This window comes from Streptomyces sp. NRRL S-920, from assembly GCF_000717945.1.
Lineage (GTDB): Bacteria > Actinomycetota > Actinomycetes > Streptomycetales > Streptomycetaceae > Streptomyces > Streptomyces alboniger.
The window spans coordinates 1-16,280 of record NZ_JODF01000037.1; the positions used below are offsets into that span (position 1 = coordinate 1).

Genomic DNA, 16,280 nt, shown 5'->3' on the forward strand with positions numbered 1-16,280 from the left:
CGCACCGTTCGATCATGAACCGGATCCGGTGGGGGTTGTCGCATGTCGCGGTGACGGCCGAGGACCGGATGCTGTTGAGCACCACCGCCGGTTTCGACGCGTCGGTGCCGGAGTTGTTTGCTCTGTTGCAGGTGGGCGGGGCGGTGGTGGTGGCGCGGCCGGACGGGCGGCGGGATCCGGCGTATCTCGCGGAGTTGATCCGGCGGGAGGCGGTCACGGGCGCGTTCTTTGTGCCCTCGCTGTTGGAGGCGTTCGTGGCCGAGCCGGCGGCGGGGCAGTGCGACAGCCTGCGGTGGATCGAGGTCGCCGGTGAGGCGTTTCCTCCCGCGCTGGCCAACAGTGTCGTCGAGCTGCTGCCCGGGTGCGAGGTCCACAACCTCTACGGCCCCACCGAGGCAACGGTCGAGGTCACCGGTTCCCGGTATGTGCCGGGCGCGGACCGGCTGCCCATCGGCAGACCCATCTGGAACTGCCAGGTCTACGTCCTGGACGCGGCGCTGCGACCCGTCCCGCCCGGCGTCAACGGCGAGCTGTACCTGGCCGGTGCGTGCCTGGCGCGAGGGTACCTGGGACACCCCGAACTGACGGCGGACCGGTTCGTGGCCTGTCCCCACGGCGAGCCCGGCGGGCGCATGTACCGCACCGGGGACGTGGCGCGGTGGACCAAGGACGGCCAGGTCGAGTACATCGGGCGGACCGACTTCCAGGTCAAACTCCGCGGCCAGCGCATCGAGTTGAGCGAGATCGAACAGGTGCTGACCGGACCCGGGGCGCCGACCTCGACGCCGCCGAACTGCCCGCGTACGTACGGGAGAAGCTCCCGGACTACATGGCGCCGGCAGTGGTGGTCCCCCTGGCGGAACTCCCGCTGACCGCGGCCGGCAAACTCGACCGGAACGCGCTCCCCTCCGAGTACGAGACCCTCCCGGACAGCGGGGAGCCCCGCAACGCCCACGAGGAGAAGCTCTGCGCCCTCTTCGGCGAACTGCTGGGAGTGGAGAAGGTCGGCATCGACGACGACTTCTTCGTGCTCGGCGGGCACTCCCTCATGGCCACCCGGCTCAGCGCCCGCATCCGCAAGCAGTTCGGGGTCGACATGCCGGTGCGGACCATCGTCCGGTACCCCACCGTGGCCGAACTGGCCGCGCTCGTGCTCACCGGCGGCATCCCCGCCGAGGACGTCGATCCCTATGCGGTGGTGCTGCCATTGCACGACGACCCCGGGACCGGAAAGTCCCCGGTGTGGTTCGTGCACGGCGGTGGCGGCCTCGGCTGGGTGTTCTTCGCCTTCGCGCCGTACGTACGGGACCGGGCGGCCTACGCCCTCCAGTCCCGGGGGTGGAACGACACCGACCCGCTGGCCGGATCCGTTCAGGAAATGGTCGACGACTACCTGGCCCAGATACGCGCGACCCAGCCGGAGGGGCCCTACAACCTGATCGGCTGGTCCTTCGGCGGCCCGATCGTGCACGCCCTCGCGGAGGCCCTGGAGCGCGACGGGCACCAGGTCGCCCTCATGGCGGTCCTCGACGCCATGCCGTCGAGCGGCTTCAAGGAACTGTCCGGCATGGAGGAGAACGCCTTCCGCAAGGAAGTCGCGGAATTCCTCGGCGAGTTCATGAACACCGGAAACCTGGACCACCTGCTGGACACCATGGGGAAGGTGGGCGCCAACAACCGTGCCCTCATGAAGGACTACGACTCCCCGGTCTACGGCGGGGACATGCTCTACTTCCACGCGAAACTGGGCCGGGACTGGGGCTCGTACGCCCCCCACTGGAAACGGCACGTCCTCGGCTCGATCGAGGAATTCGACGTGGACGCCTCGCACGAGTACCTACACATGCCCAAGGCCGCCGGCCAGATCATGCGGGTCATCGCCGGCCGGCTCGACTGACGACGGGAGTGCTCGACGTGACGGAAAGTTCCGGAACGGCCGCCGCGGGCCAGCGCGGGACCGCGCTGGTGTGCGTGCCGTTCGCGGGGGCAGGGCCCTCGTTCTTCCACCCCTGGCGGGCCCTCGCCGGGCGCCGGTGGCACGTGGTCCCTGTCGAACTCCCCGGCAGGGAGCGCCGCATCCTGGAAGCGCCGCACCGGAACGTGTCCGAGGCGGCCGAGGACTGTCTCGCCGACGTCGTCACCGGCGTCGGCGACTGCGAACGGGTCGTCCTGTTCGGCCACAGCCTGGGAGCCGTACTCGCCTACGAGCTGGCCCATCTGCTGAAGGCCCGCCATGTCCCCGTCGAACGGCTGGTCGTCAGCGGTTCGCCGGGGCCGTGGACGCAGCGGGAGAGACGGGCGACGGGCCTGCCGCAGGACGAGTTCCTCGCCAGGGTCGAGGAGTTCGCGGGCTTCCGACACGAAGCCCTGGACCACCCCGAGATGCGCGAACTGATCCTTCCCACACTGCGGGCCGACTGCGAGATGCACGAGAACTACGTTCCGAGCAGCGACGAACTCCTGTCGATCCCGGTCTGCTCGCTGCGCGGAAGCTCCGACGGCCTCGTGGACGCCGACCAGGCGCAGGAGTGGCAGAAGGCGACCACGGGGGAGTTCGGCTACGCGGAGTTCCCGGGTGACCACATGTATCTGGTCGACAGGGCTGCGGAGATCCTCGAACTGATCGGGGCCCAAACCGCCGGCGGGCGCTGACCTCACCGCCCGCCCCACGAAAGGAAGTGGACGCATGACGGACTCCTGCCCGCACGCCCATGACAAGGGGGTGAGGGAAACGGACAAGCCGATCGTCAGCCTGCTGGCCCCCGAGTTCGAGGATGATCCCGTGGGGTCCCTGGCCCGCTTGCGGGAGCGCGCACCACTCGTACGCGTCGGATATCCCGGCGGGCAGCGGGTGTGGCTGATGACGCGCAGCGAGGAGATCAAGTCCGTGCTGAGCGACCCGCGCTTCGTCGTGGACGCCAGCAAGGTGCCCGGCCACGAAGGCCCCAGCATCACGGAACTGATGCTCTCCTCCCTCGACCTCTCGGACGAACTGCGCGACTCCTTCGGGGCGAATCTGGCCCTCGAGGACGGCAAGGACCACGCACGGCTGCGGCGCGTGCTCGCGCCGGCGTTCACCATGCGGCGCCTCAAGGCGCTGCGGCCGGGGATCGAGGAGATGTCCGCGGAACTGCTCGACGCGCTGGCCCGCAAGGGATCCGGTGATCTGCTCCACGAGTACGCCGCCCCCCTCACCAGCGGGGTCATCTGCGAACTCATCGGGATGGACAAGGCCGACCAGCCCCAGATCCGGAAGTGGATGGGCGAATACGCCAACGCCGACGCCGACTTCACCACCAGCCTCCAGGGCTTGTGCACGTACACCAAGGGGCTCATCGAGCGGCGCCGGGCCGAACCGGCGGACGACATGATCTCCACCCTGGTGAGCGCGGTGGACCAGGGCGGTGGCCTGCTCAGCGAGGCCGACATCACCTCCCTGGTGGTGAATCTGGTGAACGCCGGATATCACGCCATGAACGACTTCATCCTCAACGCGATCCTGCTGCTTCAGGACAACCCCGAACAACTGGCCCTGCTGCGTGCGCGACCCGAGCTTCTGCCCCACGCCATGGACGAACTGATGCGGGTGGTGCCCTCCATCCCGAACGCCGGCCCGCGGTACGCGACCGAGGACATGGAGGTCGGCGGCGTCCAGATCCGCAGGGGCGACGCCCTGACGGGCTCCCTCCACTCCGCCAACTTCGACCCGCGCCACTTCCCCCGGCCCGAACAGTGCGACGTGCGACGGGTCCCGAAACGGGGCGAGGGCCACCTCTCCTTCGGGTCGGGGCCCCACCGCTGCATCGGCGCGGCACTGTCCAACCTCGAGGGCGAGGTGGCCCTCGACCATCTGCTGCTCCGGCGTGACGGCCTGGAACTCGCCGTACGGCGCAGCGCGTTGCAGTACCGGGAGGTCATACCCGGCGGCGCCCGACTGCTCACCTCGTTCCCGGTGCGCCTGTAACGGTCACTTCGCCCCCGTACGACAACGTCGGCCTTCACGCCCCCGACCGGGGCGTGAAGGCCGACGTCGGCGCGGCGGGGGTCAGCTCTTGACGGTGCCTTCGCGCAGCCGGTCGATCATGTGCCGGGTGGACTCGATCGGGCTCTCCTCGGGAAGACTCCGGGCCGGGAGCGCCTCGTTGAGTGCGGCCACCTTCTGGTTCCACTCCTCCTGGCCGGCGAAGGGGATCGTCTCGCCCTTCTGATAGGCGGGAAACCTGCGGTAGCTGTTGAGGCCGGCGGTGTCCGTGCCGCGTACGAGCAGCGGATCGAGGTAGATCCCCTCGCTGTAGATGTGCGTGGCCGTCGAGATGTAACCGATGTCGAGTCCGCACCGCCGCTTGGCGGAGGTGTTCGCCTCCGAGCAGTGCAGCAGGTGCGGGTGGTGGATCGAGACGTCACCCGGCTGAAGTTCGATGTCGACGACTCCGCACTTGTCCGCCCACTCCCGCACCAGCTCCTCGTCGGAGGTGGAGAACAGCATGTTGGGCCTGTCGGTACGGGCCGACGGCTGGTGCAGCGGCAGTTGGTGGCTGCCGGGAATCATCCGCAGGCAGCCGTTCTCCGTGGTGCTCTCGTCGATGGCCAGCCACACCGTCAGCGCCTGCATCGGCTCGAGCGCCCAGTACGCGCCGTCCTGGTGCCACAGCACCGGCTGCCCGTCGTAGGGGGGCTTGCAGATGTAGTGGGCGGTGAAGCAGGCGAGGCCCGGGCCGAGGAAGAACTCCGCGATGTCCACCAGACGGCGGTCGGAGACCAGGCGGGCCCAGAAGGCGTCGTTGCGTATCAGGGGGTGGTGGAAGTGTTCGGGGCGCAGGTCGGGGTACTTCCGCGTCAGCCACTCGACGTGGGCCCGCGCCTCCTCCAGGACCTCCGGTGGCACCACGTCGCGGATGATCGAGAAGCCCTGTTCGTCGTACTCCGCCGCGGCCTTCTCCAAAACGCCTTCGCCAAGTCCAGTCATGCGCCAGCTCCTTCTTCTGTGCCAGGTGCTTGCCGTGCGAAACAATGTCGTGCGGCCGCCACGGCGCCCCGGCCCGCCGGCTTCTAGCGGCCTGCGCGGCGCACGAAAAGGGAACGGTGGACGCGGTGGGCCCGTGGGCTCATCACCACTCGAACGTCTCCCCTTGACGCCGCTTCTCGATGCAGTACGTGCGGAAAGCCTCGGCCTTCGCGACGACCTCGTCGTCCTTCGACCGCCGGGCCGCCTCCACGAACCAGTCGAAGACGGTGGCGGCGTGCGAGCGCCGCCGGAAGTGGAGGTCGGCGAAGCGGCGGAATCCCGACCGCATGTTCGCAGGGGTCAGGTCCCGGCAGGATTCCAGGAGTTCTTCGAGTTCGGCCGCCGTCGGTTCGGGCCGGTCGATGATGCGGATCGGCTCGGCCGGAGGAATGGCACCGCGGATCTCGACCGGCTCGTCCGCGCCCGCGAAGTCGAGGCAGAGAGACAGCCGGGCGATGTCGGAGGTACTGCCCGCCGAATGCGGGTCGGTGGTGTGTATTTTCCACACCTCGCCGCGCCTGAGGTGATAGACGGTCTCGTTCTCGGAATGCAGCGATTCCTCGGTCGTACGCAGCGGAATCTGCACCCGTGTGCCCGGCTCCTCGAACTCCAGGAAGTCGACGTGCGGAGCCATCGCGCCGTCACGAAGACTGAAGACGCGCACCCATTGCAGCCGGTCCAGGGAGAAGTGGTTGCTCACCACGGACATGATGTTCGGCAGCTGCCTGCCCAGCTCGGTGAGGGTGAGACGGTCACTGTGGGGCCGGAAGGCGATGTCGGACTTGACGCCGCTACCGTTGGCCAGAACATGGCACGACCACGCTCCGAAAGTGAGGGCGTCGTACTCGCCCTCGTATTCGTGGCGGTCCACCACGGACAGCTCGGAATCCAGGTCGTACGAGTTGATGGGCAGCACCGCGAGCCGTTGCGACTTCAGCAACGAAATCCCCTTCAACGGAATGATTGCTTACGCGCCCGCCAGCTGCCGGGCGTAGCTCTGAGCCGTCACGGTATTTCCGCGAAAGATTCCTTGGCAACGACATGGCCGCGCCCGCGTCCGGCGACGCGATAGGGCCCTCGCGCTCCGGGATCCGGTCGGTCCGGCCCATGACACCGGTGCGCCGGCCGGTGCAGGATCGGACGAGTCACACCTGTCCTGTCGGCGGGACAACCGACCCCCGGCAAGAGATCCGTGCTGCCCCGCTGGCGGGACAGCGCAAAAGGGAAGGCTGGCAATGGAATGGGGGCCGCAGGACCACCGGCGAGGTGGCCGGGACGAGGCGTCGAAATCACCGGCCGATCCTTCGGGCGCGTCGGAGGGCCTTGTTCAGGAGATCGCGCAGCTGTGGGGCGAATACCTCAACGGTGGCGAGATCGGAGCGGAGGACGACTTCTTCGCTCTCGGCGGCAATTCACTGATCGGAATCAAGATCATCGACCGGGTTTCCCAGGACTACGGCGTCCAACTGTCGGTGCGCGCCTTCTACCTGGCGCAGACGCCGGCCCGCGTTGCCGACCTTGTCGAGCAGGGAAGGGCGCACACGTGAGGTTGACGCCGGGCTCCTGTCCGGTCACCGGCCTCGACGGTGTGAACCTGTTCGACCTCGACCTCTACGAGACGGGCGACCCGCACCCGCTCTGGGACACGATGCGCGCCGAGGCGCCCCTGCACCACCAGCTCCTGCCCGACGGACGGGAGTTCTGGTCGGTGACCCGCTACGACGACGTCTGCCGTGTCCTTGGAGACCATCGTGAGTTCACCTCGGAGCGCGGCACCGTCGTCACCCACCTCGGGCAGGACGACGTGGCCGCCGGACTGCTGATGACGTCCACCGACCCGCCCCGACACACCCAGGTCCGCCGGGCGATCGGCAGCAGACTCACCGCACGTGCCGTGGCCTCCTGGGAGGAACGCATCCGGCGCGCGGTCGTCCGCTTCCTCGAACCGGCGCTCGCCGGGGACCCCTGGGACCTCGCCGAGCAGGCCCTGCGCCTCCCGGCGATCGTCACGGGCCCCCTGCTGGGGATACCGGAGCGGGACTGGGACGAACTCGTGCAGCTGACCGCGATGGTGACGGCCCCCTCGGACCCGCACTTCCGGCACGGAAGCGAAGCCGCGACGCTCGCCATCTCCCACCACGAGCTGCTCGCCTATGTCACCGACTGGGTCGGGCGACGGCGAGCGGCCGGAGGCGAGGACGGCAGCCTGCTCGACCACCTGATGAGCGTGCGGGCGGGCGATGCCCCGCTGACGGACGAGGAGATCGCCTACGACGGCTACAGCATCCTCCTCGGCGCCAACGTCACGACGCCGCACACCGTGGCGGGCACGGTACTCGCGCTCATCGGGCACCCCGAGCAGTTCGCGAAGGCGCAGGTCGACCCCTCACTGGTTCCCCAGCTGGTCGAGGAGGGACTGCGCTGGACCTCGCCCGCCTGCAACTTCATGCGGTACGCGACGGGGGAGACCCGGATCGGCGCGGGCACCGTCCCCGCGGGCGGCGCGGTCGTCGCCTGGATCGGGTCCGCGAACCGGGACGACGCCCACTTCCCCGACCCCCACCGGTTCGACGTCACACGGACCCCGAACCGCCACGTCGCCTTCGGGTTCGGGCCCCACTACTGCATCGGGGCGCCGCTCGCCCGGATGACCCTGCGGATCTTCTTCGAGGAACTGCTCGGCCGGTTCGCATCGATCGACCTCGCCGGCGAACCCCGGCACCTGCGGTCGTTTTTCATCGCGGGCATGACCCATCTCCCCATCGTCGCCCGGGAACGGACCACCGCATGACCCCTGGCCCCGCCACCGCCGCGTCACCGTGGTTCGCCCGGCCGCACTCCGCCGACCGGCTCGCCCGGATCTTCTGCTTCCCCTACTCCGGGAGCGGAGCCTCGGCCTTCAGCGCCTGGCCCGCGTCGATCGCCGACACCGAGATCTGCCCGCTCCAGTTACCCGGCCGTGAGAACCGGCTCGGCGAGCCCCACTACGGCACCTACGAGAAACTCGCGGCCGACTTGGCCGAGGCACTGCGGCCACGGCTCGACCGGCCATACGCGCTCTTCGGACACTGCGCGGGCGCGCTGCACGCGCTGGAGACCGCCGCCCTGCTCCCCGGACTCGGGCTGCCGCGGCCGGACTGTTTCGTCGTATCGGGCCAGGCGCCGCCGCACGACGGCCCCCGTGACCGGATGCTGAGCATGACCGAGGCAGAACTGCGCGACGAGCTGGAAGCGGTCGTCCGCAGCCGGGGCATCGACCCGCGGCCGGACATCGTCGACGTGGGGCTGGCCGTACTCAAGAAGGACCTCGCCGCCGCGCGGGCGTACCGGCGGACGGAACCGGTCCCGCTGGGCTGTCCCCTCGTCGTCCTGCACTGGCGCGACGACCCGGAAGTGAACCTCGACCAGCTCCAGGGCTGGCGGCAGTACTCGGACACCGTGCGGTTCCACGTCATCGACGGTGGCCACCACGACTTCATGAACGCCCCGCGCGCACTACAGGAGTTGGTGACCTGCTGGCGGTGAGTGCCGGGGAACAGGCATCAGCCGAAGAAGCCGGAAAGGGGCAGCATGAGGAGCACAGCCGCTGACATCGCGGTGGTCGGGATGGCGTGCCGTTTTCCCGGCGTGCGGAACCTGGAGGAGTTCTGGCGGCTCCTGCTCGACGGGAAGTCGACCGTCGGCGTCTTTCCCGAGCAGCGGGCCGTCGACGTGCGGCCCCCGTCCCACCCGGACGCGGCCACGGTGAACGCGGGTTCGTTCTTCGACTCCGTCGACCTGTTCGACGCGGACTTCTTCGGCATCCCGCCGGCGGAGGCCGTCGCCATGGACCCCGTCCAGCGACTGGGCCTCGAACTCGCCTGGGAGGCCGTCGAGGACGCCCGCGTGCCGGCGGCCGCGCTCGCGGGCCGCGGGGTCGACGTAATGGTCGCCGGCGCACCCTCCGGGTACGAACTGCTGCGCAAGCTGTCCGGCAGCGACCGGGACGACCACTACTCCGCGCTCGGATCGAGCGGAGCGCTGATCGCGAACCGGATCTCGCACCTGTTCGACATCCGCGGCATGAGCTTCTGCGCGGACTCCGGCCAGTCCTCCTCGCTCGTCGCCCTGGCGCTGGCCTGCGACCGCATCAGGAGCGGTGCGGTCGACATGGCGATCGCGGGCGGCGTGCACCTCATCGCCGACCCGGAATCCGGACTCGGCCTGGCGAACCTGGGAGTCCTCTCGCCCGACGGGCGCTGCTTCACCTTCGACGAACGGGCCAACGGGTTCGTCCGCGGGGAGGGCGGAGCCTTCGTCGTCCTCAAACGCCGTGACCTCGCGGTCGCCGATCACGACCGCATCCACGCCCTGGTGCGCGGCTGGGGCATCGGCAGCGGCGGCGCCGCCTTCCGGATGCCCGACCCCAGCCCCGAGGCACAGGCGGCGACCGTGCTGGCCGCACTGGAGAGCACCGACGTGCCGTTCGACGGAGTCGAATACGTCGAGGCCCATGGCACCGGCACCCGGCGCGGCGATCCCGCCGAGCTGTCCGGCCTGCGCACGGTGTCCCGGCGGACCGGCAGGAGCCGCCCCCTGGTGGTCGGTTCGGTGAAGACGAACGTCGGCCACCTGGAGCCCGCGGCGGGCATCGTCGGCCTGGTGAAGGCGGCGCTTTGCGTGGCGCACGGCCGGCTGGTCCCGAGCCTGAACCACCGGACGCCCCACCCCTCGGTCCCGGACTTCCACGAGGACTTCGAGGTACCGCGAGCGGCGCGGCCCTGGTCGAGCACGCCCGGCCGGCCGAGACGGGCCGGGGTGTCGTCCTTCGGCATGGGCGGCACCTACGCGCATGTGATCCTCGAACAGGCCCCGGAGGAGCAGGCGGCTCCCGGCGCCGCGCACGGTCGAGGGGCCGCCGCGGGCGCGGGAGTACTGCCGTGGGTGCTGTCGGCGCGGTCCGCGCCCGCGCTGCGGGAACAGGCGGCGCGGCTACGGGACCACCTGACCGCCCACACCGCCCTTTCCGCCGCCGACGTGGGACATTCGCTGCTGACCACACGGACACACTTCGCGCACCGCGCGGTGGTCCTGGGCGACGGCCGGGCCGAGTCCCTGGCCGCACTCGACGCCCTCGCGGCAGGCGGGGAAGCGGCGCGGTCGGTACGAGGGACGGTCGCGGAGCACACCGGTCCGGTCGTCTTCGTGTTCCCCGGGCAGGGATCCCAATGGGTGGGCATGGGACGGCAGTTGTACGCACAGTCCGAGGGATTCGCCCAGCGGATCGACGAGTGCGCCCGGGCGCTGGCGCCCTGGACGGACTGGTCGCTGATCGACGTCGTGACCGGCGCGGAACCGGCCGCCTCGCTGGACCGGGTGGACGTGGTGCAGCCGGCGCTGTTCGCCGTGATGGTGTCGCTGGCGCAGGTGTGGCGGTCGTTGGGCGTGGTGCCCGACGCGGTGGTGGGGCACTCGCAGGGCGAGATCGCCGCGGCGTGCGTATCGGGCGGCCTCACCCTCCAGGACGCGGCGAAGATCGTCGCCCTGCGCAGCAGGGCACTGACCGAACTGACCGGTCTCGGCGGGGGAATGAGCGCGGTGTCCGCGTCCGCCGACTGGGTGCGCGACCGACTGCCGCGGTGGTCCGGGAGGCTGTCCACGGCCGCGGTCAACGGGCCGGGCTCCGTGGTGATCTCCGGGGACGGCGCGGCCCTCGACGAGTTCGCGGCGATGGCCGCCGGTGAGGGGGTGCGGGTGCGCCGGGTCAAGGTGGACTACGCCTCCCACTCCCGCCACGTCGAGCGGGTCCGTGAGCGCCTGCTGGACGCCGTCGCGGACATCGCGCCGCGAAGCTCGTCCGTGGCGTTCCACTCCACGGTCACCGGGGCACCCCTCGACACTCGCGCGCTCGATGCCTCGTACTGGTACGAGAACCTGAGCCGCACCGTGCTCTTCGGCACCGTGGTGGAAGACCTGATGCGCGGCGGCGGTGTGTTCGTCGAGGTCGGCCCGCACCCGGTGCTCGAAGTGGCGGTGGCGCAGACGGCCGACTCGCTGGCGGTGAGCCCGCCGGTGGTGGGCACCCTGCACAAGGGCGACGGAGGGCTGCGTGACGTCCTGCTGTCGGCCGCGGAACTCCACGTGCGCGGCGTGCCGGTCGACTGGCAGCCGTTGTTCACCGCCCACCAGCCGCGCAGCATCGGACTTCCCACCTACGCGTTCCAGCGGCAGCGGTACTGGCTGACGGAGCCCGACACCGACGGCACGGCCACCGCGGCCACCGGTCTGGACTCCGAACGCGCCGTCCTGAGTCTGGTGAGCGCCGAGGCGGCGGCCGTACTGAGCCGGTCCGCGGATCTGCCGGACCGGGGCGTCCGGCCGGACCCGGACGTCTCCTTCAAGGACCTCGGCCTCGACTCGTCGATGGCCGTACGCCTTCGAAACCGCCTCGCCGCGGCGGTGGGCATGCGGCTGCCGGCCACCGTCGCGTTCTCCCATCCCACCGTGCGCAAGCTCAGCCGGCACCTCTTCTCCCTGCTCGCACCGGAGCCCGCCGATCCCCAGGCTCTCCCGCAAACGCCAACCCAATCCGGCGCCGAAGGCCACAGCGACGACGAACTGTTCGAACTGATCGACCGCGGATACGCCTAGGCCCGCGCAGCAGCACGTACTCGCCCGTCAGGTCCGTCCGTCAGATCGTTCAGGGAGGCATGAGTGGAGGACGTCGGCAAGCTCCGGTCCTACCTGCGACGCGCCGTCAGCGATGCGCAGGCTCTGCGGGAACGGGTGCGCGAGCTGGAGGAATCCGCTCACGAGCCCGTCGCGATCGTGGGCGTGGCGTGCCGCTTCCCCGGGGGCGCGACATCCCCCGAAGGACTCTGGACCGTGGTGTCCGACGAGGTGGACGCCCTCGGGGACTTCCCAGGGGATCGCGGATGGGACGTGGCGAAGATCCACGACCCGGACCCCTTGGCGCGCGGCAAGTCCTACCTCCGCACGGGCGGGTTCCTGCCCGGGCTCGCCGACTTCGACGCGGCATTCTTCGGGATCAGTCCGCGCGAGGCGCTGGCCATGGACCCGCAGCAGCGGCTGATGCTGGAGATCTCGTGGGAAGCGCTGGAGCGGGCGGGAATCGCGCCTGACGGACTGCACGGTTCGGCGACCGGCGTGTTCACGGGGATCTACGGGGTCGACTACGGCCCGCGGCTGGGCGAGGAGGCGGCCGCCGAGGTGGAGGGCCTGCGGATCACCGGCACGTATCCCAGCGTGGCCTCGGGCAGGGTGGCGTACGTGCTGGGCCTGCACGGGCCGGCCGTCTCGTTCGACACCGCGTGCTCCTCGTCGCTGGTGGCCGTCCACCAGGCCGTGCGGTCCCTGCGGTCGGGGGAGTGCACACTGGCGCTCGCCGGCGGGGTGTCGGTGCTGCCCACCCCCGGTCTGTTCGTGGAGGGCTCGCGGCAGCGCGGCCTGGCCGCCGACGGACGGTGCAAGTCGTTCGCCGAGGCCGCCGACGGCACCGGCTGGGGCGAGGGGGCCGGCGTGCTGGTGCTGGAGCGCCTGTCCGACGCGCGGCGTCACGGGCGGCGGATCTGGGCGGTGATCCGGGGCTCCGCGGTCAACCAGGACGGGGCGTCCAACGGGCTGACCGCGCCGAGCGAACCGGCGCAGCGGCGCGTGATCCGGGCCGCCCTGGCCGACGCCCGGCTCTCGCCCGGTGACGTGGACGCGGTGGAGGCGCACGGCACCGGCACACGGCTGGGCGACCCCATCGAGGCGGAGGCCCTGCTCGCCGCCTACGGGCAGGACCGGGCCATGGACGATCCGTTGTGGCTCGGTTCGCTGAAGTCGAACATCGGCCACACCCAGGCAGCGGCGGGCGTCGGCGGAATGATCAAGATGATCATGGCCATGCGGCACGGAGCGCTGCCCAGAACGCTTCACGTGGACCGGCCGACACCGCACGTCGACTGGTCCTCCGGAGCCGTACGGCTGCTGACCGAGGCCAGGGACTGGCCCGGCGTGCCGGGGCGTCCCCGTCGCGCGGGAGTGTCGTCCTTCGGCGTCAGCGGCACGAACGCGCACCTCATCCTTGAGCAGGCACCGGAACAGAGACCCGAGCAGGCACCCGAGGAGGAGTCCGCCTCGGTCCGCCCGGCAGAGGACCCCGCCGCGGGGGCGGTGCCCTGGGTGCTGTCCGCCCGGTCGCCCAAGGCTCTGCGTCAGCAGGCCCGGCGGCTGCGGGACCACGTCGCCGCGCACCCCGGCCTGACGGCCCCTCAGATCGGCCGCTCGCTGATCGGGACGCGCTCGCTGTTCGAGCACCGGCACGTGGTGACCGGGGCGGACCGCGAGGAACTGCTGACCGGCCTCACCGCCGTGGCCGAGGGCCGGGGACACCCCGCCGGTGCGGTCCAGGGCGTCGCGAAGCCGGTCGGCAGGACGGTCTTCGTGTTCCCGGGCCAGGGGGCTCAATGGGCGGGAATGGGCGCGGAGTTGTGGCAGACGTGCCCGGTGTTCGCCGAGCAGATGCGGGCCTGCGCCGAGGCCCTGGACCCCTGGGTGTCCTGGTCGCTGACCGACACCGTGCGCGGCGGCCCGAAGGCGGCGGACCTGGACCGCATCGACGTGGTCCAGCCGACGCTGTTCGCCGTGATGGTGTCGCTGGCGCGGGTGTGGCGGTCGTTGGGAGTGGTGCCGGACGCCGTGATCGGACACTCCCAGGGCGAGATCGCCGCGGCGTACGTCGCGGGCGCCCTGACGCTGCCCGACGCGGCCAGGATCGTGGCCCTGCGGTCGCGCCTGCTGGCCACGACGGCCGAGGAGGGCGGCACGGCCGGGATCGTGGCGGCCGAACACCGAGTGCGTCAACTGCTGGACCGGCTCGGGTCCCGGGCCGTGATCGCAGCCGTCAACGGACCCTTCTCGACCGCGGTCTCGGGTGACACGGCAGCGCTCCAGGAACTGCTCGCCGCGTGCGAGGCGGAGGGGGTACGCGCCCGCTGGATCCCGGCGAGTGTGCCTGGACACTCACCGCTGCTGGACAGGTTCGAGGCCCGGCTCACCGAGGACCTCGCCCCGATCACGCCCGTCTCCTCACAGGTGGCGTTCCACTCGACGGTGACCGGCGGCCTGCTCGACACGGCGGAGCTGGACGCGGCCTACTGGTTCCGGAACCTGAGAGAGCCGGTCCGGTTCGAGGACACCCTGAAGGGCCTGCTCGGCCAGGAGCGCAACGTGTTCGTCGAGGTCAGCGCGCACCCGCTGCTCACCGTCAACATCCAGGAGATGCTCGACGGCGACGAGGACGCCGACGGCGTGGTGGTGGGCTCACTGCGCCGCGGCGACGGCGGCCTCGCGCGGCTGTACCGAGGTGCGGGCGAGGCATTCGCCTCGGGCCTCGACGTGTCGTGGGAGGCGGCGTTCCCGCACACGGACGGCCGATGGGTGGAGCTGCCGACGTACACCTTCCAACGGGAGCGGTACTGGTTCGACGCCCCGCACGGCACCGGCACCACCACGGACCCCTCGGTCGTCGACGCCGTGACGGCAGTGCCCGGCGAAGAGCAGGGCGACGCGGTGGCGGACAGCGGACGGCTGTCGCTGCTGCACCGGGTGGAGTGGGAGCCGTACCCCGTTGCCGTCGCCGCGGCCGAGGCGCGGTACGCGGTGATGGGAGCCCCCTTTGAGATCGCCGCATCCCTGGGGCACGACGTTACCGTCGTCACCGGCCTCGACGAACTCGCGGACTGCGGCCGGACGGTCCCCCCGATCGTCCTGGCCTTCGTCGACCGGCCGGAAGCCGGTGACGACCCCTGCGCCACCACGGAGCGCAACCTCCACCAGGTACTGCGATGGACCCAGGCCTGGCTCCGCGACCCGCGGTTCTCCGGCGCACGCCTGGTCATCGTGACCCGTGACGCGGCCCACGACGACACGCACCGGCCCGACCCCGCCGCGGCGGCGGTCCAGGGCTTCGTCCGCAGCGCGCAGACAGAGAACCCGGGCCGGTTCGTGCTCGTGGACACCGACGACCGAAACGCCTCCTGGGCATGCCTTCCGGCCGCCGCCGGGACGGGAGAACCCGAGCTGAGGGTCCGGGACGGAGCGGTGTCCACCCCGCGGCTGACGCCGGTCCACGGGTCCGCACCGGCCGGGGCCGCTCCCCGCCTCGACGCCGGAACGGTACTGATCACGGGAGGCACCGGCGGACTGGGCGCCCTGCTGGCCCGTCACCTCGTGCACCGCCACGGGGTCCGCCGACTGGTGCTGACCAGCAGGCGCGGACCGGCGGCACCCGCGGCGGCCGGGCTCCGCGACGAACTGGCCGCCGCGGGCGCGCACGTGGAGACGGTCGCCTGCGACGTCACCGACCGCGCGGCCGTCGCCGCCCTGATCGCGTCGGTGCCGCAGGAGCATCCCCTCACCGCCGTGGTCCACTGCGCGGCCGCACTGGACGACGGAGTCCTGGCGGCGCAGACCGCGGACCGCGTCGACGCGGTGCTCGCCCCGAAGGCCCGCGGCGCCTGGCACCTGCACGAGCTGACCAGGCATCTGGGCCTGTCCGCGTTCGTGCTGTTCTCCTCGGTCGCGAGCGTGCTGGGCACAGCCGGGCAGACCGGCTACGCGGCTGCCAACGCGTTCCTCAACGGGCTGGCGGAGCGTAGGCGCGTCGAGGGCCTGGTCGCCGACGCGCTGTGCTGGGGCTACTGGGAACACCCCAGCGAACTCGGCGCCGGACTGCGGAAAGCGGACATCGCCCGCCTTCGGAGGCAGGGCGTGCGACCGATGCCGCCGCACGAAGGCCTGGCGCTCTTCGACACGGCGATCTCATGCGAGGAGCCGGTACTGGTACCGGCGCGCCTGGACCGTTCCGCGCTCGGTGCGCTGCGCGGCGGCCGCACCGGCTCCCCGCCCCCGAGCGGCGCCGAACCGGGTCGTGCGGAGCAGCGCGACACCGCCGCCCCGGACCTCGCCCGGCAGATCAGGTCCCTGCCGCGGGCCGGCGCCGAGGCGGTGTTGGTCGAGGCCGTGCGAGCGGAGACCGCACGCGTCCTCGGCCACGACGGGGCCGTGCCCGTCGAACCCACCGCGGCGTTCCGGGACCTCGGCCTGGATTCGCTGATGGCGGTCGAACTGCGGAACAGGCTCGCCGCGGAGACCGAGCTGAGACTGCCCGTCACGCTCGCCTTCGACCACCCCAATCCGCGGGCCCTCGCGGAGTACCTGACGGCGTGCGTCGACCCGGGCGCACCCACCGTCCGGGAGTCCTCGGCCCAGCGTCTGACGAGCGAGATCG

10 protein-coding genes and 1 pseudogene are annotated in these 16,280 nt (G+C 71.2%); 9 read left to right on the plus strand and 2 right to left on the minus strand.

Annotated features, from left to right (window positions below):
- From IG54_RS43050 to IG54_RS0124385, 4 genes are all read left to right on the plus strand, one after another.
- Nucleotides 1-872, plus strand: an 872-nt coding sequence (locus tag IG54_RS43050; RefSeq protein ID WP_234336326.1) for an AMP-binding protein, incomplete at its 5' end; no start/stop codon positions are given.
- On the plus strand, nucleotides 830-1,897 hold the full coding sequence (locus IG54_RS43055; protein WP_234336327.1) for an alpha/beta fold hydrolase: 1,068 nt from the start codon (nucleotides 830-832) through the stop codon (nucleotides 1,895-1,897). The genes IG54_RS43050 and IG54_RS43055, both read left to right, overlap by 43 nt.
- 17 nt (nucleotides 1,898-1,914) lie before the next feature.
- Nucleotides 1,915-2,652, plus strand: a complete 738-nt coding sequence (locus IG54_RS0124380) for a thioesterase II family protein (RefSeq protein WP_051819899.1) — start codon at nucleotides 1,915-1,917, stop codon at nucleotides 2,650-2,652.
- Between the two features lie 34 nt (nucleotides 2,653-2,686).
- Entirely contained in the window at nucleotides 2,687-3,964 is a 1,278-nt protein-coding gene (locus tag IG54_RS0124385; protein ID WP_051819881.1) for a cytochrome P450 family protein, read from the plus strand.
- Nucleotides 3,965-4,045: 81 nt separating this feature from the next.
- Here the strand turns inward: IG54_RS0124385 and IG54_RS0124390 are convergent, their stop codons facing one another.
- Together IG54_RS0124390 and IG54_RS0124395 are read right to left on the minus strand one after the other, a co-directional pair.
- Nucleotides 4,046-4,966, minus strand: a complete 921-nt coding sequence (locus IG54_RS0124390; protein ID WP_030788363.1) for a phytanoyl-CoA dioxygenase family protein — start codon at nucleotides 4,964-4,966, stop codon at nucleotides 4,046-4,048.
- Between the two features lie 142 nt (nucleotides 4,967-5,108).
- On the minus strand, nucleotides 5,109-5,945 hold the full coding sequence (locus IG54_RS0124395) for a putative nonproteinogenic amino acid hydroxylase (RefSeq protein ID WP_030788366.1): 837 nt from the start codon (nucleotides 5,943-5,945) through the stop codon (nucleotides 5,109-5,111).
- 295 nt (nucleotides 5,946-6,240) lie between these two features.
- On the opposite strand from IG54_RS0124395, the gene IG54_RS0124400 reads away from it, so the two are divergent.
- The 5 genes and pseudogenes from IG54_RS0124400 to IG54_RS0124420 all read left to right on the plus strand — a co-directional run.
- Nucleotides 6,241-6,552, plus strand: coding sequence for a phosphopantetheine-binding protein (locus tag IG54_RS0124400; protein ID WP_030788369.1), 312 nt, complete (start codon nucleotides 6,241-6,243; stop codon nucleotides 6,550-6,552).
- Nucleotides 6,549-7,796 (plus strand): cytochrome P450, encoded by a 1,248-nt coding sequence (locus IG54_RS0124405; protein WP_030788371.1) that lies wholly within the window; start codon nucleotides 6,549-6,551, stop codon nucleotides 7,794-7,796. The genes IG54_RS0124400 and IG54_RS0124405 overlap by 4 nt, the downstream gene beginning before the upstream one ends.
- Nucleotides 7,793-8,530 carry a thioesterase II family protein gene (locus IG54_RS0124410; RefSeq protein WP_030788375.1) on the plus strand — a complete coding sequence of 246 codons (738 nt, stop codon included), beginning with the start codon at nucleotides 7,793-7,795 and terminating at the stop codon, nucleotides 8,528-8,530. Before IG54_RS0124405 ends, IG54_RS0124410 begins: the two co-directional genes overlap by 4 nt.
- Before the next feature lie 45 nt (nucleotides 8,531-8,575).
- On the plus strand, nucleotides 8,576-11,635 hold the full coding sequence (locus IG54_RS0124415; protein WP_078594442.1) for a type I polyketide synthase: 3,060 nt from the start codon (nucleotides 8,576-8,578) through the stop codon (nucleotides 11,633-11,635).
- A gap of 78 nt (nucleotides 11,636-11,713) precedes the next feature.
- Nucleotides 11,714-16,198 (plus strand): annotated as a pseudogene (locus tag IG54_RS0124420) (type I polyketide synthase); the annotation flags it as partial.
- Nucleotides 16,199-16,280: the final 82 nt, after the last annotated feature.